This is a genomic window from Serratia bockelmannii (genome assembly GCF_051803255.1).
In the GTDB taxonomy this organism is placed as follows: domain Bacteria; phylum Pseudomonadota; class Gammaproteobacteria; order Enterobacterales; family Enterobacteriaceae; genus Serratia; species Serratia bockelmannii.
In genome coordinates, this window is sequence record NZ_CP196512.1 from 2,847,214 (window position 1) to 2,865,734 (window position 18,521).

19 protein-coding genes are annotated in these 18,521 nt (G+C 56.5%); 10 read left to right on the forward strand and 9 right to left on the reverse strand.

From position 1 onward, the window contains the following. Nucleotides 1-15: 15 nt before the first annotated feature. Nucleotides 16-246: a hypothetical protein gene (locus tag ACSJLU_RS13580; protein ID WP_004932237.1), complete on the forward strand. Its 231-nt coding sequence runs from the start codon at nucleotides 16-18 to the stop codon at nucleotides 244-246. 200 nt (nucleotides 247-446) lie between these two features. Here the strand turns inward: ACSJLU_RS13580 and ACSJLU_RS13585 are convergent, their stop codons facing one another. After that, nucleotides 447-1,136: an alpha/beta hydrolase gene (locus ACSJLU_RS13585; protein ID WP_043142997.1), complete on the reverse strand. Its 690-nt coding sequence runs from the start codon at nucleotides 1,134-1,136 to the stop codon at nucleotides 447-449. 821 nt (nucleotides 1,137-1,957) lie between these two features. On the opposite strand from ACSJLU_RS13585, the gene ACSJLU_RS13590 reads away from it, so the two are divergent. Then, nucleotides 1,958-2,134 carry a GhoT/OrtT family toxin gene (locus ACSJLU_RS13590; protein WP_025303098.1) on the forward strand — a complete coding sequence of 59 codons (177 nt, stop codon included), beginning with the start codon at nucleotides 1,958-1,960 and terminating at the stop codon, nucleotides 2,132-2,134. Between the two features lie 228 nt (nucleotides 2,135-2,362). On the opposite strand, the gene ACSJLU_RS13595 is transcribed toward ACSJLU_RS13590, so the two are convergent. Continuing rightward, nucleotides 2,363-2,692 (reverse strand): hypothetical protein, encoded by a 330-nt coding sequence (locus tag ACSJLU_RS13595; RefSeq protein WP_439040998.1) that lies wholly within the window; start codon nucleotides 2,690-2,692, stop codon nucleotides 2,363-2,365. 225 nt (nucleotides 2,693-2,917) lie between these two features. Between ACSJLU_RS13595 and ACSJLU_RS13600 the strand changes: the two genes are divergently transcribed. The 3 genes from ACSJLU_RS13600 (at nucleotide 2,918) to ACSJLU_RS13610 (ending at nucleotide 5,539) form a co-directional block, all read left to right on the forward strand. Beyond that, on the forward strand, nucleotides 2,918-3,400 hold the full coding sequence (locus ACSJLU_RS13600) for a hypothetical protein (RefSeq protein WP_025303100.1): 483 nt from the start codon (nucleotides 2,918-2,920) through the stop codon (nucleotides 3,398-3,400). A gap of 307 nt (nucleotides 3,401-3,707) precedes the next feature. After that, a complete protein-coding gene (locus ACSJLU_RS13605) occupies nucleotides 3,708-4,262 on the forward strand; it encodes a 3'-5' exonuclease (RefSeq protein ID WP_038629407.1) in 555 nt (184 codons plus the stop codon). Nucleotides 4,263-4,345: 83 nt separating this feature from the next. Then, nucleotides 4,346-5,539, forward strand: coding sequence for a multidrug effflux MFS transporter (locus ACSJLU_RS13610; protein ID WP_025303101.1), 1,194 nt, complete (start codon nucleotides 4,346-4,348; stop codon nucleotides 5,537-5,539). An 8-nt stretch (nucleotides 5,540-5,547) separates the two neighbouring features. Here ACSJLU_RS13610 and dadX read toward each other — a convergent pair whose 3' ends face one another. Both dadX and ACSJLU_RS13620 read right to left on the reverse strand, forming a co-directional pair. Beyond that, a complete protein-coding gene (dadX, locus tag ACSJLU_RS13615) occupies nucleotides 5,548-6,621 on the reverse strand; it encodes a catabolic alanine racemase DadX (RefSeq protein WP_380825065.1) in 1,074 nt (357 codons plus the stop codon). Nucleotides 6,622-6,697: 76 nt separating this feature from the next. Next, nucleotides 6,698-8,002: a D-amino acid dehydrogenase gene (locus tag ACSJLU_RS13620; RefSeq protein WP_342096338.1), complete on the reverse strand. Its 1,305-nt coding sequence runs from the start codon at nucleotides 8,000-8,002 to the stop codon at nucleotides 6,698-6,700. A gap of 539 nt (nucleotides 8,003-8,541) precedes the next feature. Here ACSJLU_RS13620 and ACSJLU_RS13625 point away from each other — a divergent pair. Then, nucleotides 8,542-8,859, forward strand: a complete 318-nt coding sequence (locus ACSJLU_RS13625; RefSeq protein ID WP_025303104.1) for an antibiotic biosynthesis monooxygenase family protein — start codon at nucleotides 8,542-8,544, stop codon at nucleotides 8,857-8,859. A gap of 46 nt (nucleotides 8,860-8,905) precedes the next feature. Here the strand turns inward: ACSJLU_RS13625 and zinT are convergent, their stop codons facing one another. Beyond that, complete coding sequence (gene zinT / locus ACSJLU_RS13630) at nucleotides 8,906-9,556, reverse strand: metal-binding protein ZinT (RefSeq protein ID WP_025303105.1); 651 nt, start codon at nucleotides 9,554-9,556, stop codon at nucleotides 8,906-8,908. 296 nt (nucleotides 9,557-9,852) lie between these two features. Here zinT and ACSJLU_RS13635 point away from each other — a divergent pair, with 296 nt between their 5' ends. Continuing rightward, nucleotides 9,853-11,388, forward strand: a complete 1,536-nt coding sequence (locus ACSJLU_RS13635; protein WP_025303106.1) for a SpoVR family protein — start codon at nucleotides 9,853-9,855, stop codon at nucleotides 11,386-11,388. Between the two features lie 60 nt (nucleotides 11,389-11,448). Here the strand turns inward: ACSJLU_RS13635 and fadR are convergent, their stop codons facing one another. Then, nucleotides 11,449-12,168, reverse strand: a complete 720-nt coding sequence (gene fadR / locus ACSJLU_RS13640) for a fatty acid metabolism transcriptional regulator FadR (protein ID WP_025303107.1) — start codon at nucleotides 12,166-12,168, stop codon at nucleotides 11,449-11,451. Between the two features lie 242 nt (nucleotides 12,169-12,410). Between fadR and nhaB the strand changes: the two genes are divergently transcribed. The 3 genes from nhaB to ACSJLU_RS13655 all read left to right on the forward strand — a co-directional run bounded on the left by nhaB (nucleotide 12,411) and on the right by ACSJLU_RS13655 (nucleotide 16,080). Then, the gene (gene nhaB, locus ACSJLU_RS13645; RefSeq protein WP_025303108.1) at nucleotides 12,411-13,976 is read left to right on the forward strand and encodes a sodium/proton antiporter NhaB; all 1,566 of its coding nucleotides are present in this window, start codon (nucleotides 12,411-12,413) and stop codon (nucleotides 13,974-13,976) included. 119 nt (nucleotides 13,977-14,095) lie between these two features. Beyond that, on the forward strand, nucleotides 14,096-14,626 hold the full coding sequence (gene dsbB / locus ACSJLU_RS13650) for a disulfide bond formation protein DsbB (RefSeq protein WP_004932277.1): 531 nt from the start codon (nucleotides 14,096-14,098) through the stop codon (nucleotides 14,624-14,626). A 692-nt stretch (nucleotides 14,627-15,318) separates the two neighbouring features. Next, nucleotides 15,319-16,080: an aspartyl/asparaginyl beta-hydroxylase domain-containing protein gene (locus ACSJLU_RS13655; protein WP_043143013.1), complete on the forward strand. Its 762-nt coding sequence runs from the start codon at nucleotides 15,319-15,321 to the stop codon at nucleotides 16,078-16,080. A 120-nt stretch (nucleotides 16,081-16,200) separates the two neighbouring features. Here ACSJLU_RS13655 and ACSJLU_RS13660 read toward each other — a convergent pair whose 3' ends face one another. The 3 genes from ACSJLU_RS13660 to ACSJLU_RS13670 form a co-directional block, all read right to left on the reverse strand. After that, nucleotides 16,201-16,647, reverse strand: a complete 447-nt coding sequence (locus ACSJLU_RS13660; RefSeq protein ID WP_025303110.1) for a YcgN family cysteine cluster protein — start codon at nucleotides 16,645-16,647, stop codon at nucleotides 16,201-16,203. A gap of 122 nt (nucleotides 16,648-16,769) precedes the next feature. Then, the gene (locus ACSJLU_RS13665) at nucleotides 16,770-17,426 is read right to left on the reverse strand and encodes a fumarylacetoacetate hydrolase family protein (protein WP_060447809.1); all 657 of its coding nucleotides are present in this window, start codon (nucleotides 17,424-17,426) and stop codon (nucleotides 16,770-16,772) included. Nucleotides 17,427-17,484: 58 nt separating this feature from the next. Continuing rightward, nucleotides 17,485-18,447 (reverse strand): lytic murein transglycosylase, encoded by a 963-nt coding sequence (locus tag ACSJLU_RS13670; protein ID WP_225735592.1) that lies wholly within the window; start codon nucleotides 18,445-18,447, stop codon nucleotides 17,485-17,487. Nucleotides 18,448-18,521 lie beyond the last annotated feature (74 nt).

An 18,521-nucleotide genomic window follows, 5' to 3' on the forward strand; every position in this document is an offset into this window, starting at 1 on the left:
AGCAGGTTAAACATCATGATCGACTACACCCTCTATGGCCTCAACAAACACGACGTTGATGAATACCATAAGCAAATATGCTGCCTGCTCGGCAAAAACGTGCTTCTGGTGCTGACCGCCAACAAGCCGATAACCAAACAGAACCTGCTCGCCAGCCTTATCCAGGAGATAGAAAAACAGCCCGATGATTATTTTCAGAGGCTGCATCGTGCGGCAATAGAAATGATCGGGGTTAACGGGCGTTAAGGCGATATGCGTAAGGCAGACATCTACGCCATTATTGCCACCGCCGTCGTGCTGATGATGCTGTTAATCATTAATGTCGATAGCGATATCAGCGTTTATCCTTAATGGGCCCCTATTACGCCGGCTCTTTAGCCCGGCGTAATAGGCAGCGGAGGAATAGTCTGTCACCTTTTATTCCGAAGAACCTTTCGGCTCTTGCTTTATTGCGAACCGGCCGCTTCGTCAATCAAACTCGCCACCTCCTCGGCGTGAGAGACCAGCGAGGCGTGGCTGGCATTGAGTACCATCACTTTCTTAGGCTGCAGCCGCTGCGCCATACGTCGCTGATTCTCCGGGGCTATCATGCGATCGTCGCTGGAGAGTTGATACCATGACGGTTTATGTTTCCAGGCAGGTTCACCGAGGGTGTTACCAAAGGTATCAGCCAGCGGAGCCTTCTGCGCCACCGCCATCACCAGCGCCTCGTCGGCGGTCAGATCCTGGCAAAAGCTTTCGTGAAACTTGTCGGTTTTGATCCACAGATAACCGTCGCTGTCCGGGGTCAAATTCTCGACTGCCGCAGGAGGATGCGCTTGCGTAATACCGCCGGCACTTTCACCGGCATCCGGCGCAAACGCGGCGATGTAGACCAGGCCAACCACGTTAGGCTGGTTGCCCATTTCCGTGATCACGGCACCACCGTAAGAGTGCCCTACCAACACTACCGGTCCCGCTTGCTGCGCGACCATCTTACGCGTACGTTCCGCATCCTCAGCCAACGAGGTCAACGGCATTTCTACCGCATGAATCGCCGAATAGCCCCTGCGTGACAACTCGATGATAACCTTACTCCAGTGCGCGGCGCCGCCCCAGAATCCATGTACCAGCACGATAGTGGGTTTTGTGCTCATTGCCGACTCCTCATCTCATAGGAAAGCGCCGTAGACAGATGAACGGCCCCCCTTAAGAGACACGCCTGGCTGCCTTCGACGTCACACAGTCCCTATTTTATATAGTCAGCCCCACAGCGTTCAGCAATAGCTACGACGAGTTAACGTCCCCTGCTTTTCCGGCGTCGCCACGGCCTATCGACGCGGCTTACGCCGCAATGCCAGAGAAAAAAACGGGATTAAAACTAGGATTTTTACCCATGACGATCTAAAATTTCGCGCAAAAACAAAGAGAAGTAAATTTGACTCACGGGAAAAGGAATGAAGTTGTGAAGGAAATGATCTCCATCGTTTTTATGGCATGCCTGCTGGCGCTGCTGTTTTCGTGGCTGTTCGTCTACGGTCTTAACATTCATTAAACCTACAACGACAACAATCCCTCTTCCCGACTCATCAGCGGCGCATCGTTACGATGCGCTAAAACCGACGCTTAAAGGGCTCGCGAACGGACAACGGCACTTCACCTCAGCCTTTTTGCCGCAAATACATCATTAATTTTTATGAATTATAGACTCATCGCTTTTCCCCCCCTCACAGGCCCTTTTACTGCTCAGCGGAGTTCCTCCAAAACGATGGCTTGCCTGACGCAGAATGTTACCGGTAACTATGCTGTTGATTTCTTTTGGTAATAAACGTAAAGCCGTTAATAACCCCACGTTCTTTATAGAAATGAATTATGCGTCCTTATGAATAAAGGTTTGAATAAACGGCCTTTGGTCATTGATTATCCCCCGCCAAGCTCCTAGAATTCGCGCGTAAAAATACAATTGGGATCGGGTTTCATGTCGCCGCTGTGGGTTGCAACGCAATACTGTTATTTTATTGGTCTTTTAGTTTCTATGGTTTTCACCTACCTGGTTAGCCGGGACACCGTCAAAATTCGCTGTATCAGCGCAGTGACCATCGGGTTAACCTGGCCGTTGAGCCTGCCGGTCGTGTTGCTGTTTTCGCTGTTCTAATGCCCCCATGCCGCGCGGTGGCTTTTAAGCAATCGTGTTAATGAAATGAGGCTGACCACCGACGTCGTGGTTTTGGGCGAGGGATAAAAAAACGCCAGCGCAAGGCTGGCATGAAAACTGGAAGCAATGTGAGCAATGTCGTGCCGGAGCGGGGGGCACAGAAGGAGACACCCCTTTTCCCCTCACCGGCGAAACAAATGATAATACGTCTCATTATTGAATGTAAAGTCATTTCCCCACGCAACTTTTTCCCTTTGGAAAACTATCAGCCGCGCGGCGCTCGCCAGCGCTGATACAGTCGCCCTCCCCCCACACCAGCAGCCAGAGCAAAACATTGAACCCCAACCATAGCATCAGCAAATAGAAGAAAGTCTGATAGCTGGGTATGCCCCGATCGGCCAAAAACGGGTTAAAGTGAAAAAATTTGACGATCGCGAACGGATTAAGATTGAAACGGTTGAACACGGCCGTCGTCAACAACGGTGGCAACAGTGTGTAAAATGTCAGGCTGAACAGCAGCAGGATTTTTGTGCCAGAAGTGTTTTTATAATCTCTCATATCAATGTATTACGTCTTCCATTGTGGTGGGAAAACCGCCAGACATTCGCACGCTAATCGACCCCGCAAGCGCCAAAGAGTTCCAGGTCAACGCGGAAATAAAGCCGTTCATGCGTTTAATTGTCATTTAGCGCACGGGTGATATATACCCAGTGGATTTAAAATTACGATGTCGCCGCGTCGTCTTCAACCGCAGCGTTTGCATGGCATCATCAGGAGGCATTAATGAAACCGGACGCACTCTCCCTGCCGCCGAACCCGAAAAAGCTCAAAGTCATCTACGGCTGGTATATTTACGTGATCTATATCCTGCTGGTTTTCAACATTTACATGGCGGTCTACAACGTCTGCGTTCGGCATCCGATCGAGGCCCCGCTACTGTCGCTTTTTCACAGCCTGTTCATCGCGTTGATGCTGCAGCAGGTACTCAGGAAGAACGTCGTTTTCGCCTGGATCTTGCTGAGCTATTTTATTCTGATGCGCCTCTATTACGCCAATGTGCTGCATGTCGAGTTCACGCTGGTGAGCCGCGGCCTGGTGCTGCTGATTCTGACGCTGCTGCTGACCGGCGGCGTGGCCGTCGGGCAGTTGGCCACGCCGCCGCAGCGACATGACTGGCTGGCGCGGCTGGGCTGGCGGCAATGGGGAGCGCTCATGGCGCTGGCGGCCATCCTGACCCCGTTGATTACCACCGACTATCTGGGGTAAACAGACTGCTACTTAGGGATGTGAGGTTCGGAAATGTCTACGACGCGGCATATTTTAGTGAAGTTGCCCGCCTTCTCACAGATCTTGTCCGTGACGAACATGCTAAGGTAGCCCAGCAACAGCAAGTAGCCGACCATGCACAGAATAAAGATAAGCGTTCTCACCGATAACGACCAACCTGATAAGAGTATCCCGAGCATCATAACCTGAACGCGGCGCTTTAAAAGGATTTCATGTGCGCATCGGCCCGCATCGGCGCACGTTCTGTAGTAATATTAAGCCACCACGCCTACCACCGGAAACGCCGATGCACCATCTGATGTTAGACATTGAAACCCTGGACACAAAACCCAGCGCCGTCATTCTGGTGGTTGCGGCGGTGTTTTTCGATCCCCGAACCGGGGAACTGGGCGCCGAATTCGAAGCCGCCGTCAGTTGCCAGAAAGAGCAACCGGGCCGTACCATCAGCCTGGATACGGTTGCCTGGTGGGCGAAACAGTCCGACGAAGCGCGCAAACAGGCCTTCGGCGGCACCGAGAGCCTGAAACGCGTGTTGAGCAGCCTCAGCCGCTTTATCCATATGAACAGCACCGATACGGTGAAAGTCTGGGGCAACGGCAAAGAGTTCGACTGTGCGATCCTCGAACACGCCTTCCAGCAGCTGGAAATGCCCTGCCCGTGGAAATTCTGGGATACTCAGGACGTGCGCACGGTGATCACGTTGGCAGAACTTCACGGCTTTAACCCCAAAAAGACACGCCCGTTCGAAGGCATGCCGCACCGTGCGTTGGATGATGCTCGCCACCAGGCCCGTTACGTGGCCGATGCCGTCTCGGCGCTCTATTACCGCCAGGGGGCGTAGCGCTGACCCGCTTTGCCCCTTTTCATTTGTCGCCGGAGTCTCTACTCTAGCCCTCTTTGTCACTCGGACGTGCCTTTCCTGTTATGCAAAAGTTTCTGTTTATGCTTCTCAGCCTGGTGCTGCTCGGCCCATTAGGCATCGATCTTTACCTGCCGACCATTCCCGCCATTGCCGTCGGCCTGGGCAGCAGCGAAGCGCTGATCCAATCCACCATTTCACTGTTTATTCTGGTGCTCGGCCTCGGCCAGGTCATCGCCGGCCCGCTGGTGGATAACTATGGCCGCAAGCCGGTGGCGCTGGCCGGCATTATCCTCTACATGATCGGCGCCGCGATGGCGGCGCTGGCTACCAGCCCGACGCTTTTCATCGCTTCGCGTCTGCTGCAAGGGGTGGCGGTTTGCTGCACCGCCGTCGTCGCCTTCAGCGGCGTGCGCGACCGCCTGAATGGTGACGACGCTGCCCGCGCCTTCGGCTTTCTCAATGGCACGCTGAACATCATCCCCGCGCTGGCGCCGCTGCTCGGCGGCCTGCTCGCCGAAGCCTTCGGCTGGCGAGCCCCTTTCTGGTTCCTGGTCGGTTATGCGCTGCTGGTGTTGGTGCTCATCGCGCTGCGCCTGCCGGAAACCCGCCCTGCCGACACCGTCCCGGTCAAGGGGCTGCCGGTACGCCAATATGCGCGCATCCTCAGCGAACGGCGTTTCCTTTCCTTTGCGGTAGTGAACTCCGGGGCGATGGGCATGGCGCTGACCTACGTTTCCCTGGCACCGAACGTGCTGATGGGCACCGCCGGCCTGACCCCGCTGCAATTTTCGCTGGTGTTCGGCGCCAACGGTTTCTGGATCATGCTGGTCAGCTTCTTCGCCAACCGCATCATCCACAAGGTAGGCCGTCCGGTTTGCCTGGCGACCGGCGGCATTTTGATGGGGCTGGGCTGTCTGGGGTTGCTGCTGGGCGTCATGCTGCTGCCCGCGGCGGCGCAAGCGCACTGGCTGGCGTATATGCTGCCGGTCGCCAGCGCCTGCGCCGGGTTGGCGTTCGTGATGGGTCCGGCCACCAGCTACGCGTTGGAGCCGTACTCCAATGAGGCAGGCGTCGCGTCCGCGCTGGTCGGTTTCGTACAGATGGCCGGCGGTGCCGCACTGGGGCTGGTGGCGATGGCGTTGCCGTTGCAGCCGAAGTTGTCGCTGGCATTGGTCATGCTGGCGGGCTGCCTGCTGGCGCTGCACGCGCGGCGGCTCAGCAAGCAGATTAAAGGGCAGATAAAAAAAGTCGCCTGAGCCGCGGCTCAGGCTTCGGTGACGACCGGCACCCGCGCCGCTAACGCCGACAGCAGCTCATAACCCAACGTTCCTGCCGCCGTGGCCACCTCGTCCACCGGCAGGCGTTTCCCCCACAGCTCCACGTCGGCGCCCAATTCGACTTGTGGACAGGGCGTCAGATCCACCGCCAGCATATCCATCGACACCGTTCCCAGGGTGCGCGTCAGCACGCCGTCAACCCACACCGGCGTACCGGTCGGCGCATGACGCGGATAGCCGTCGGCGTAACCGCAGGCCACCACGCCGATACGCTGCGTGCCGGCGGCGCTGTAACGGCCGCCATACCCCACGCGATCGCCAGACTTCAGTTGCTGAATGCCGATGATCTCGCTGCTCAGCGTCATCGCCGGCTGCAGCCCCGTCCCCGCAACATCATTCCAGCAACCGCTCGGCGAAGCGCCATAGAGAACAATCCCAGGGCGGACCCAACTGCCGTGGGTCGAAGGGTGCCACAGCGTGGCGGCCGAGTTAGCCAGGCAGCGCGGCAACGGTATATCGACTGCCGCTGCCTCGATAGTGGCCATCTGCTGGGCCACACCTTCCGGGCCGTCGGCGGTGGCGAAATGGCTCATCAGCGTAAGCTCGCCGATATTCGCAACCGCCTGCGCCCTGCGCCACACCTCATGCAGCCGATCGGGTGCGAACCCCAACCGATTCATGCCGCTGTTCACTTTCAGATAGACATTGAGCGGCGCGTTCAGCGTGGCGTCGGCGATCGCCGACAGCTGCCAGTCGCTGTGCACCGCCGTCGTCAGGCGATAACGGTCGAGCAACGCCAGATCCTGCGGCTGGAAGAATCCCTCCAGCAGAAGAATCGGCCCTTGCCAACCCGACTCGCGCAGCAGCACCGCTTCGGCCAGATCCAGCATGGCGAAGCCGTCGGTTTGCGCCATGCTGCGCCAAACGTGTTTGATGCCGTGGCCATAGGCGTTGGCCTTGACCACCGCCCAAGCTTTGGCGCCGGGAGCGAAACGGCGCACCACCTGCAGGTTATTTTCAATCGCGCCGAGATGCATCGTGGCGGTTATCGGACGGGGCATCGGTTCTCCTTGGGGCAGCGTACAGCGGCCACGCGCGCCTGCGCGTGGCCGGAAAAGTCTATGACAACGTCGACGATTAACGTGCGGGATGCACGTCGTTCAGCGGAACCGCGTGTTGCTGGCGAAACCCGGCGCTGTAACGCGCCACCGCCAGGTCATCGGAAGGGATCGCCGGCGTAATGCCGGACATCAGATCGGACAACAACTGCCCGGAGCCGCAGGCCATCGTCCAGCCCAACGTGCCATGCCCGGTATTGAGATACAGGTTCTTCAGCGAAGTGCGGCCGACAATTGGCGTGCCGTCCGGCGTCATCGGCCGCAGGCCGGTCCAGAACGTCGCCTCTTCCACTCTGCCGCCGTTCGGGTAGAGATCGCGCACCACCATCTCCAGCGTTTCGCGCCGTTTTTGCTCCAACTGGGTATTGAAACCGACGATCTCCGCCATGCCGCCGACGCGAATGCGCTGGTCAAAACGCGTGATGGCGATTTTATACGTCTCATCCAATACCGTAGAGAACGGCGCCGCCGCTTCGTCGGTGATAGGAATGGTCAACGAATAGCCCTTCAGCGGGTAAACCGGAATGGACACCAGGCCGCGCAGCAGCGCCGTGGAGTACGAGCCGAACGCCACCACATAGCTGTCGGCCTTAAACACTTCCTCGCCGCACTGGACGCCGGCGATCTTGTCGCCTTCAACCAGCAGACGATCGACGCCGCGGTTGAACAGGAAGGTTACGCCCGCCTGCTCTGCCATCTTCGCCAACTGTTGCGTAAACAGCTGGCAATCGCCGGTCTCGTCGTTCGGCAACTGCAGGCCGCCGGTCAGCTTGTGCGCCACCTGCGCCAACGCCGGCTCGACGCTACCGAGTTGGCCGGCTTCCAGCAATCGGTAAGGCACGCCGGCATCTTCCAATACCGCAATGTCTTTCGCGGCGTTTTCGAACTGTTGTTGAGTGCGGAACAGCTGCAGCGTGCCGCCCTGGCGACCTTCGTACTGGATACCGGTTTCCTGACGCAGCGCCTTGATACAATCGCGGCTGTATTCCGCCAGACGTACCATGCGGCCTTTGTTGGTCATGTAGTGTTCGGTGTTGCAGTTTTTCAGCATCTGCCACATCCAGTTCAGCTGGAAGCTGCTGCCATCGAGACGGATGGCCAGCGGCGCATGGCGCTGGAACATCCACTTGATGGCCTTAAGCGGCACACCCGGCGCCGCCCAGGGTGCGGCATAGCCCGGTGAGATCTGCCCAGCGTTCGCAGCGCTGGTTTCCAGTGCGGGGCCAGGCTGGCGATCGATCACCGACACCTCATGCCCCGCCTTCGCCAAATACCAGGCACTGGCTACGCCCACCACTCCACTACCTAAAATTACCACTCGCATCGCTGACTCCAGCCTAAGGCTTCACAAAGCATAATCTTCTGCTCACAGGAAATTAACTCAGTGAAAAAATCCGTCCAACAACTTCGTCATCAAACGTGACAATATTCACAATTAATTTATCGTCGATGGGTCATGCATTTGCAATAGCCACCTGAAAATAGCGATAAGATGCGGTTTAGAGGGGCCTATGGCGTCAAACCGCCGCTGAATAGATAGCAACGCTATCAATGATAGCAATCAAAAAAGGCGTAATAAGCAACATTGATTTAACAGAATATAAAAATACCAGCCAGTACATAAGCAGAACAAAAAACCAATAAAATAAAAAATTCCAACACAACAAACAAAGAGAGCCCCCTCCCTCCGCAGCAGAAAAATCGCGTAAAATTACAGCTACCGTTAACCTTGCTTTCAGTGCTGGAATAAAACACCCGAGCCCTTAGCCCGCCCGTTTACATTGAACGCTGCAGCACGATATGAACGTTAACGCCAGAAGCAACGCCTAAAGTTCACACTGTCGCTATCGTGGAGAACGCCTTATGTTCATCGCCATCTACCAATTTTCAGTCAAAACCGGGCACGAACACGCCTTTCGCCAGGCCTGGCTTGAATTGACCCAAGGTATCTATCTGCAGCGCGGCAGCCTGGGCTCGCGCCTGCATCAGGATGTGAGCGGGCAGTTTATCGGCTATGCACAATGGCCAAGCCGAGTCGCATGGGAAAGCGCCGGTGATATTCAGTTGGATGAACGCTACCGGCAAGCCCGGGAACGAATGCGTGCGACCTTGCTGGCGGATAAAACGCTGTTTGAAATGGAAGTGACGGACGATTATCTGCAAGTCAGACCGTTTGACTGAGGACAAGCCCACCTAAGCGGGCTTGGGGTCGCGGGAGCGGGGGGCATCAATGATGCAGCATCTCGTCCACGACTTCTTTGGTCTGCAGTTGGAATGGGTAGTAAGTCGGCCAATTATCCATTTCTTTCAGCAACGCTTCCTGCGAGGTGTTGCCCATAAAGATATGGAAATGCGCCGATTTGCGCGGGCCGATAATGTGATCGCTGAACTGCACGAATTTCGGCGCCAGGCTGCCGGCTTCCTGGCATTCGAACAGATAACGCACGCCCTTTTTACCAGAGACATAGGTCAGGATCTTATGCCCGGCGTACTTATACTGACAAGCGCTGGCTTGGTCGCCGCGGTGAAACTCCATGACTCCGTTTTCAATGCCGATAGTATCCACATCGGTGGCGTACCCTTTACGGTAATACGCCTTCACTTCTGCGAAGGTCTTGCTCTTATCCTGCGCCGCTTTCTTCTTGAACACCGGATCGAGATCCCCATTGAGCAGGTAAGGGTACACGGATTGCCACACACCCTCCCAATCCGCCAGGTCGCGATCTTTGACGTCCTTATCGTCGAACACGCCCGCCTCGGCCTTTTTTTCCACTTCCGTCAGCGGCTTGCCATGTGAATGATGCCCGTGGGCAAACGCCTGTCCGCTGATAAACAGCGCTGCCAGCGCCACCGCCACTTTGCCAAAATGCCTCGCCAAAATGCGCTCCTTGTCCGTTATTGAGAAAATTAAAAGTTACAATATAACATAACAATTTTCAATCCCTGTCGTACAACAGGCATGTGTTGCACGCCCTTGCCGCAGGGCTATACTCGGAGAAGACGCGCGGTGCTATGCCGCCTTCTGCCAGGACGGGCGTCGAATTGAGCGCCGTTCGCGCCTTTGCGTACCGGCATTTTTATTTCACTGATTTGCAATGATTAATTATGACTTGAACTATGCTTGTTACAGGGTCTGCCGTTTGAGCAAGACCCGTGAATAATGAGGGTGCGCTGATGACTACTTCAACACATGAAAAGGTTAAGGATGATAAACGTCTGAGCGATGGACCGGACTGGACGTTCGAACTGCTGCAGGTGTATTTGGAGCAGATCGACCGCGTCGCCAAGCATTACCGGCTCGACACCTACCCCCATCAGATCGAGGTGATCACCTCCGAGCAGATGATGGACGCCTATTCGAGCGTCGGCATGCCGATCAACTATACCCATTGGTCCTTCGGCAAGAAGTTCATCGAAACCGAACAGCGCTACAAACAGGGCCAGCAAGGGCTGGCGTATGAAATCGTCATCAACTCCAATCCCTGCATCGCCTACCTGATGGAGGAGAACACCATCACCATGCAGGCGCTGGTGATGGCACACGCCTGCTATGGCCACAACTCGTTCTTCAAGAATAACTATCTGTTCCGCAGCTGGACCGACGCCAGTTCCATCGTCGATTATCTGTTGTTCGCCCGTCACTACATCAGCCAGTGCGAAGAACGCTACGGCGTAGAAGAAGTGGAACGGTTGCTGGACTCCTGCCACGCACTGATGAGCTACGGCGTCGACAGGTACAAACGCCCGCAGAAAATCTCCTTGGTGGAAGAGAAAGCGCGCCAGAAAAGCCGCGAAGAATATCTGCAAAGCCAGGTGAACACGCTGTGGAAGACCCTGCCACGCGTCGAGCGCGAAGAGTCGCCGGAGCAGGCTCGTCGCTATCCAAGCGAACCGCAGGAAAATATCCTCTATTTTATCGAGAAGAACGCACCGCTACTGGAACCTTGGCAGCGTGAGGTGTTACGCATCGTGCGCAAAGTCAGCCAGTATTTCTACCCGCAAAAACAGACTCAGGTGATGAACGAGGGCTGGGCCACCTTCTGGCACTACACCATCCTCAACCATTTGTACGACGAGGGCCGTGTGACCGAGCGGTTTATGCTGGAGTTTTTACACAGCCACACCAACGTGGTGTATCAGCCGCCTTACAACAGCCCGTACTATAACGGCATCAACCCTTATGCACTGGGCTTCGCCATGTTCCAGGACATCAAGCGCATCTGCCAATCACCGACCGAGGAAGACCGCTACTGGTTCCCGGACATCGCCGGAAAAGACTGGTTGGAGACACTGCACTTCGCCATGCGCGACTTCAAGGACGAGAGCTTTATCAGCCAGTTCCTGTCGCCCAAAGTGATGCGCGACTTCCGCTTGTTCACCGTGCTGGACGACGATCGCAACAACTATCTGGAAATTGCCGCGATCCACAACGAGGCCGGCTACCGGGCGATCCGTCAGGAGCTGTCTGCACAATACAACCTGAGCAATCACGAGCCGAACATTCAGATCTGGAACGTGGACCTGCGCGGCGACCGCTCGCTAACATTGCGTTATATCCCACAGGAGCGTGCGCCGTTGGATAAAAGCCGTCGCGACGTGTTGAAGCACCTGCACCGCCTGTGGGGCTTCGACGTGATCCTAGAACAGCAAAACGAAGACGGCAGCGTGGAGCTGCTCGATCGGTGCCCGCCGCGACCAACGCCGCTGTAATCCGCCATAACGACAAAGGGCGCCAAAATGGCGCCCTTTCTTAATTTCATTAATACGCAATCAGCGACGCGCTTCGGTCAGATCGCTCGGCATGGTGCCCTGCATGCTCTGCCAAATCGCCCCGCTGTCTTTACCGTAGTTGCGCACGGTGTCCATCACCTGGTCGTACAGCTTCTCATGGCACAGCGTGGACAGCTTGCTGTAGAAGGTCAGCGCCAGCTTGCGCGCTTCCGGGTTGGAGAAGTAGTAACGGCCCACGCGGGTGTACAGCCCTTTCAGGCCGTTGAAAATCAAGCCGTAGATCGGGTTGCCAGAAGCGAACGCCAAACCACGGAAGATCTCGTAATCGAGCAGATTGAACGCGTCTGCCTGATCTTCTACCTCGGCGGCTTTCGCCAGCACTTCCTGGGCCTGTTCCGGATGATTGCGCACCGCGGCGCGAATAAAGATCGACGCGATATTGGTGCGCACGGACAGCAGGTTATCGATCAGCTGCGGGACGCTTTTGTGATCGAGACGGGCTACGGTCTCAAGGATATTGAGGCCGGACGTTTCCCAGAAATTGTTCACTTTGGTCGGTTTGCCATGCTGAATGGTCAACCAACCATCGCGGGCCAGACGTTGCAACACTTCACGTAACGTAGTGCGCGTGACGCCAATCAACTCCGAAAGCTCACGCTCCGCGGGCAAAATAGAGCCAGGGGGGAAGCGATTATTCCAAATACTCTCAATAATGTACTCTTCCGCGAAACCGGCAGGACTCTGCGCCTTTATGACCATGTGTTTGACGTTCCGTTGCGACGATAAAATCAGTAAAAGTAATCAGCTCATCATACCAGATCGTGCTGACATGACATAGCGTGAGCGAAAAACAATAAACGAAAGTGTGCATAAAGTGGCAAAAAACGCGCAAAAACACCGGCCGAAGGAAATTTGCCGCCGTAAAACAAGCTCCGGTTGCGCACGCCCCCACCGCATTGTTAGGGTACGTGCTACGACTGATTAAGGATGCATAGAGGACAATGGAAACAACCCTGCGCAGCGCCCTGCTCAAAAATTTTCTGGGGCAATCTCCCGACTGGTACAAACTGACCATTCTCATTTTTCTGGCGATCAACCCCCTGGTGTTCTTTTTCGCCAGCCCGTTTATTGCGGGTTGGCTGCTGGTGGTCGAGTTCATCTTTACCCTGGCGATGGCGCTGAAATGCTACCCGCTGCTGCCGGGCGGCCTGCTGGCGCTAGAGGCCGTGGCCATCGGCATGACCAGCCCGGCGCAGGTTTCGCAGGAAATCGAACATAATCTGGAAGTGTTGCTGCTGCTGATCTTTATGGTGGCAGGCATCTACTTTATGAAGCAGCTGCTGCTGTTCGTGTTCACCAAGCTGCTGCTCAACATCCGTTCGAAAACGCTGCTGTCGCTGGCGTTTTGCCTGGCCGCCGCCTTCCTTTCTGCCTTCCTCGACGCGCTGACGGTCGTGGCGGTAGTGATCAGCGTGGCCACCGGTTTCTATTCCATCTATCACAACGTGACGTCAAACCGCCCTGACGGCGACATTGGCGATGACAGTGATTTTACCGGCGAAGAGCGCAAACAGACGCTGGAGCAATTCCGCGCCTTTCTGCGCAGCCTGCTGATGCACGCCGGCGTCGGCACCGCGCTCGGCGGGGTCATGACCATGGTGGGCGAGCCGCAAAACCTGATTATCGCCAAAAACGCGGGCTGGGGTTTTATCGATTTCTTCCTGCGTATGGCGCCGGTCACGCTGCCGGTGTTGGTATGCGGCCTGCTGGTGTGTTGGCTGGTAGAACGTTTTCGCCTGTTTGGCTACGGCGCGCAATTGCCGGGAGCGGTGCGCGACGTGCTGAAAGAGTATGACCGCAAGGCCAGCGCAGGCCGTAGCAAACAAGAACGGCTTAAATTGGTGATGCAGGCGCTGATCGGCGTTTGGCTGGTGCTGGCGTTGGCCTTCCATCTGGCAGAAGTTGGGCTGATCGGCCTGTCGGTCATCGTTCTCGCCACCTCCCTGTGCGGCGTGAATGACGAGCACGCCATCGGCAAAGCGTTCCAGGAAGCGCTGCCATTCACCGCTCTGCTGACGGTGTTCTTCACCGTGGTCGCAGTGATCATCGAACAGCACCTGTTCAGCCCGGTGATCCAGTTTGTGCTGCGCGCCGAGCCCTCCTCTCAGCTTTCGCTGTTCTACCTGTTCAACGGCCTGCTGTCGTCGGTTTCCGACAACGTGTTCGTCGGCACCGTTTACATCAACGAGGCGCGCACCGCGCTGGAAACCGGCGCGATCGGGCTGAAGCAGTTCGAGCTGCTGGCGGTCGCCATCAATACCGGCACCAACCTGCCCTCGGTCGCCACCCCTAATGGGCAGGCGGCGTTTCTGTTCCTGCTGACGTCGGCATTGGCGCCGCTGGTGCGTCTGTCGTATGGCCGCATGGTCTGGATGGCCCTGCCTTATACGGTGGTGTTGACGGTAGTTGGCCTGCTGTGCGTCCAATTCACTTTGGAGCCGGCGACCGAGCTGTTGACGCAGTGGCATTGGCTGACGCTGCCGCCCATCGACACCGTCAGCCACTGAGACGGCGCCGGCAGGGTGAACCGATATTTTTACGCTGAAACCGGCCCAAGTGGCTGGCAGCGAGGGGGAATTGGTTTACACTGCCGGTTCAATTGCTTACTGCATGGAAGAATCTAGATATGTTGCAATTCTTTAACCGCTGTTCACAAGGACGCGGCGCCTGGCTGCTGATGGCCCTGACAGCGTTGGTGTTGGAACTGGTCGCGCTCTATTTCCAGCACGTTATGCTGCTGCAGCCGTGCGTGATGTGCATTTACGAGCGTTGCGCGCTATTCGGCATCCTCGGCGCCTCGTTGGTAGGCGCTATCGCGCCGAAAACCCCGCTGCGCTACGCGGCGATCTTGCTGTGGATCTACAGCGCCTGGGAAGGCGTACAGCTGGCGTGGAAGCACACCATGATCCAGTTGCATCCTTCGCCATTCAATACCTGCGATTTCTTCGTCAGCTTCCCGTCCTGGCTGCCGCTGGACAAATGGTTGCCGGCGGTGTTCCACGCTTCCGGTGACTGTTCCGTGCGTCAATGGCAGTTCCTGACGCTGGAAATGCCACAATGGCTGGTTGGTATCTTCGGCGCCTATCTGCTGGTGGCGCTGATTGTACTGATCGCACAGTTTGTCCGCCCACGCCGCCGCGATCTGTTCGGCCGCTGAACGGCAGACAAACAAAAAACGGCGCCACCTGGCGCCGTTTTTTTAGGGTATTACTGTCAAATTCAGAGATAACCCCATTTCAGGTATGTGTAAGGAAGTAAACGAGCACGATTAGCGCTCCAGCTACGGCAAACAGACGGACCATTTTCATTGTTATGCTCTCGAACTTGCGGGAGAGCGGCCAAATTACCCAACTTATCGTTTAAAAAGAAGCATCCCGGCTCAGTTCAGCACGTAATTTACATAACATTAAACTTCTGCAATACCGGCGGCTAAAACCGGCCCTTCCTTTCAACCTCCGAGCATCAATAAATTACCGTTACTTATGAACGACTGCGCCTTTGTCACATTCAGAGCACAATATTTTGGTGAAGTTTACCCATAAAATCCTTATAGTATCGGCAACGTGAGTACTACCGATTTCCCTGGTGTTGTTGTGTGTCTTGCCCCTCATCTTTGCAGGGGCTTTTTTCCCCCTATCCCCCATCACGCAACCCCTTACCCGCCTTAAAAAAATTGTTGGAATTTCCCTCTATCCGGCACCAAGCATCAACGCCATTCGCGCATTAAAGATTAAAATCGTTCGCGATGCTTTCCCTATGCTGAATGACGTGTTGACTTTCACCCTTTCTTCCTGTGAGCCAGGCTTTGGCTGACTACTGCACATCATATGACATCAAGGACACGATACTATGCCGGATACCACATTGCCCCCTTCGTCTCAGCGCCCGTTCCTGCGGCGCATGCTGCTCAAAGCAGGGAAAAAATTCCTGCGCTGGAACGGCGATTTTCAGACTCGCCATTCGCTGATCTCCACCACACCGCGGATCGGTAATCATGAATTTAATTGGGTCACGGCGCTGGAAGCCCGTTGGCCTGCCATTCGCGAGGAGTTGGATCGGTTGCTGGAGCACCCGGAGGATATCCCCGCGTTCCACCAAATATCACCGGATCAGCAACGCATCTCCAAAGGGGATAATTGGAAAACCTTCGGGCTGTTTGTCTACGGGCAGCGGGTTGATGAGAACTGCGCCATTTGCCCGCAGACCGCACAGGCGGTCAGCGAGATCCCCGGCATGCGCACCGCCATGTTTTCGATCCTTAAGCCGCACTATCACATCGTCCCCCACAAAGGCCCGACTCGTGCCGTGGTGCGCGCGCATTTGGGATTAATCGTGCCAAAGGATCGGGAAAAGCTCTGGATCCGCGTTGACGACCAAATTCTGCACTGGGATGAAGGCAAGGTGATTTTGTTTGATGATTCCTACGAACACGAGGTGCGCAATGATACCGACGAACTGCGCGCTGTGCTGTTTCTCGATATCGATCGGCCAATGGACAAAGTAGGTACGGCGGTGAATAAACTGCTGTTCAGCCTGATCAAAGCCAGCCCGTATGTGAAGCAGCCGCTGAAAAATCTGGCTAACTGGCATCGCCGCGACAAAAAAGCGTGAAATGGCGGCTTATGCCATGAGCCCCACACCCGGTGGTTAGCTCAATAACGCAGAGGGCGGCATGTCTGAACACGCCGCCCTCTTGCATGAAAACGCGTATTGCTCTGCAGGCGCCCGCCTTTATCTGGCCCAGTCCGGCTTGTTAAGGATATGGTCCTGCCAGTCCACCACCTCGCTTTCACGCACCGCGATATGCCGCACCGTAATGCGCTCGCCATGCATTGCCGCCTTGGAACCGCTCAGCAGCGGATGCCAGGGGAACAGCGGCTTGCCTTCACCGATCAGGCGATAGGCGCAGGTCGGTGGCAACCACTCAAAGGTAGTGAGATTCTCGCGCGTCAGTTTGATGCAGTCTTCTTCCAGCTCGAAGCGCCGCTCATAGTTACGGCATTGGCAGGATTTGATGTTGAGCTGGTTGCAGGCTACGTTGGTAAAATAAATCTCGTCGGTATCTTCGTCGATCAGCTTATTCAAACAGCATTGCCCGCACCCGTCGCACAGCGATTCCCACTCTTGTTCTGACATTTCCGCCAGCGTTTTCTGTTGCCAAAAAGCGAGTTGTGACATGTTAGCGTCCGGTTTCGGTAAATGGATAAGTCACCTGCGCACAGGTTCGAGGGGGGACTATATAGACATTTTAGCCACAAGATGCAAGCTTTGCCGCCGACACCGCCGGCGGCAAGGAGAAATCAGATCACCCGGGTGCTGAGCGTTTTGCCGTTCAGGCTGATTTTCAGCATGTCGCCGGAAGCCATCGGGCCCACGCCCTGCGGCGTGCCGGTCAGGATGATGTCGCCGGCGCGCAGCGTGAAGAAACGGCTCATATAGCTGATTAGCGGCAGGATCGGCGTGATCATGTCGCGCGTATTGCCCTTCTGGCGCAGTTGATCGTTGACGGTCAACGACAGCTCGGCGTTTTGCGGATCGCCGAATTCCGCCACCGGAATAAACCCCGACATCGGGCAGGAACCGTCGAAGGCCTTGGCCTTTTCCCACGGTTGGCCGGCTTTTTTAAAGCCCGCCTGCAAATCGCGCAACGTCAGATCGAGCGCCACACCGTAGCCGGCGATCGCCCGCGCAACGCGGTCTTCGTTGGCCTGTTTCAACGGCGTGCCGATCAGTACCGCCAGCTCCACCTCATGATGCACCGCACCGAACTCTTTGGGGATGGCCACCGGCTGACGAATATCGCACAGCGCCGTTTCCGGTTTGATGAATACCACCGGCTCGACGGAAACCGCGCTGCCCATTTCCTTGATGTGATCGGCATAGTTACTGCCGACGCAAACCACCTTGTTCACCGGGAAATCGAGCAGCGAACCCTGCCAGTCTCTATGTTGATACATACCGCTTCTCCCAAACTGTAGAGGCTTGGCGCGCCAAGCCGATTATTGGTGTGCCGGATCAATGTCCGATCGCGTCCGCCATCATACCCACGGCGATAGCGAAATAGTAAGAGCGATTCCAGTGCATGAGGGTGCGGAAATTATCATAGACCAGGAACGTCCGGCCCTGCAGATCATCCGGCGCAATGATCCAACCGCGCTGAACGGCATGCGGCAACGCACTGCCATCCGCACGACGTACCCCGCGTTGTTGCCAGGCGTTGACGCTGCGCGCTTGCGCGTCTTTCAACCCCAGCTCGGCCCGATTGAAACCGGCGGGCAGTTTGACCTCACGCCCCCAGCCGATGCCGGGCTGCCAGCCCTCTTTGGACAAATAACTGGCCGTAGACGCGAAGACATCATCAATGTTGTTCCAGATATCGATGCGCCCGTCACCGTCACCGTCCGCCGCATAGCGCAGGAAAGAGCTCGGCATAAACTGGCATTGCCCCATCGCGCCGGCCCAGGAACCTTTCAGCGGTGTATCGCCGACGTGCCCCTGCTCGACTATCTGCAGTGCCGCCATCAGCTCCTGGCTGAAAAAGGCTTCGCGGCGCCCTTCAAACGCCAGCGTCGCCAGCGCGGACACCACATCTTCCCGCCCCTGAATCTTGCCGTAGGCGCTCTCCATGCCCCACAGCGCGATGATATAGCGCCCCGGCACCCGGTAGCGCTCGCCGGCGCGCGTCCATTGCGCGTGGCGCTGCCGGTACAGTTCGCGCCCCTGGCGCACTTTAACGGGCGTCATCACCCGCCGCAGATAGTCGTCCAGGGTTACCTTCTGCTCCGGCTGATTGCGATCGGCCTTGATCACCCGATCGACGAAATGGATTTGCGCAAAGGCGCGGTCGAGGGTGGCCTGACTGATGCCCTGCTCCCGCGCCCGGCGCTTGAGCTGTTCGACATACGCCGGGAACTGCGCCGGATCCCGGCCGCTCGTCGCCAGCGTCGTCTCCTGCGCCGCCTGCGCTGCGCCCGGCATCAGCACCCCGCCCAACGTCAGCCAGGCGGCCAATACAATTCTTCTTGCCGAAGGTGTCATCGCGCCTCCCCTGG

What these genes read in the sequence shown, in the direction of transcription:
- ACSJLU_RS13580 (WP_004932237.1), top strand. Translation starts at nt 16, where the DNA reads ATGATCGACTACACCCTCTATGGCCTCAACAAACACGACGTTGATGAA.
- ACSJLU_RS13585 (WP_043142997.1), bottom strand. Translation starts at nt 1,136, where the DNA reads ATGAGCACAAAACCCACTATCGTGCTGGTACATGGATTCTGGGGCGGC.
- ACSJLU_RS13590 (WP_025303098.1), top strand. Translation starts at nt 1,958, where the DNA reads ATGTCGCCGCTGTGGGTTGCAACGCAATACTGTTATTTTATTGGTCTT.
- ACSJLU_RS13595 (WP_439040998.1), bottom strand. Translation starts at nt 2,692, where the DNA reads ATGAGAGATTATAAAAACACTTCTGGCACAAAAATCCTGCTGCTGTTC.
- ACSJLU_RS13600 (WP_025303100.1), top strand. Translation starts at nt 2,918, where the DNA reads ATGAAACCGGACGCACTCTCCCTGCCGCCGAACCCGAAAAAGCTCAAA.
- ACSJLU_RS13605 (WP_038629407.1), top strand. Translation starts at nt 3,708, where the DNA reads ATGCACCATCTGATGTTAGACATTGAAACCCTGGACACAAAACCCAGC.
- ACSJLU_RS13610 (WP_025303101.1), top strand. Translation starts at nt 4,346, where the DNA reads ATGCAAAAGTTTCTGTTTATGCTTCTCAGCCTGGTGCTGCTCGGCCCA.
- dadX (WP_380825065.1), bottom strand. Translation starts at nt 6,621, where the DNA reads ATGCCCCGTCCGATAACCGCCACGATGCATCTCGGCGCGATTGAAAAT.
- ACSJLU_RS13620 (WP_342096338.1), bottom strand. Translation starts at nt 8,002, where the DNA reads ATGCGAGTGGTAATTTTAGGTAGTGGAGTGGTGGGCGTAGCCAGTGCC.
- ACSJLU_RS13625 (WP_025303104.1), top strand. Translation starts at nt 8,542, where the DNA reads ATGTTCATCGCCATCTACCAATTTTCAGTCAAAACCGGGCACGAACAC.
- ACSJLU_RS13635 (WP_025303106.1), top strand. Translation starts at nt 9,853, where the DNA reads ATGACTACTTCAACACATGAAAAGGTTAAGGATGATAAACGTCTGAGC.
- fadR (WP_025303107.1), bottom strand. Translation starts at nt 12,168, where the DNA reads ATGGTCATAAAGGCGCAGAGTCCTGCCGGTTTCGCGGAAGAGTACATT.
- nhaB (WP_025303108.1), top strand. Translation starts at nt 12,411, where the DNA reads ATGGAAACAACCCTGCGCAGCGCCCTGCTCAAAAATTTTCTGGGGCAA.
- dsbB (WP_004932277.1), top strand. Translation starts at nt 14,096, where the DNA reads ATGTTGCAATTCTTTAACCGCTGTTCACAAGGACGCGGCGCCTGGCTG.
- ACSJLU_RS13655 (WP_043143013.1), top strand. Translation starts at nt 15,319, where the DNA reads ATGCCGGATACCACATTGCCCCCTTCGTCTCAGCGCCCGTTCCTGCGG.
- ACSJLU_RS13660 (WP_025303110.1), bottom strand. Translation starts at nt 16,647, where the DNA reads ATGTCACAACTCGCTTTTTGGCAACAGAAAACGCTGGCGGAAATGTCA.
- ACSJLU_RS13665 (WP_060447809.1), bottom strand. Translation starts at nt 17,426, where the DNA reads ATGTATCAACATAGAGACTGGCAGGGTTCGCTGCTCGATTTCCCGGTG.
- ACSJLU_RS13670 (WP_225735592.1), bottom strand. Translation starts at nt 18,447, where the DNA reads ATGCCGGGCGCAGCGCAGGCGGCGCAGGAGACGACGCTGGCGACGAGC.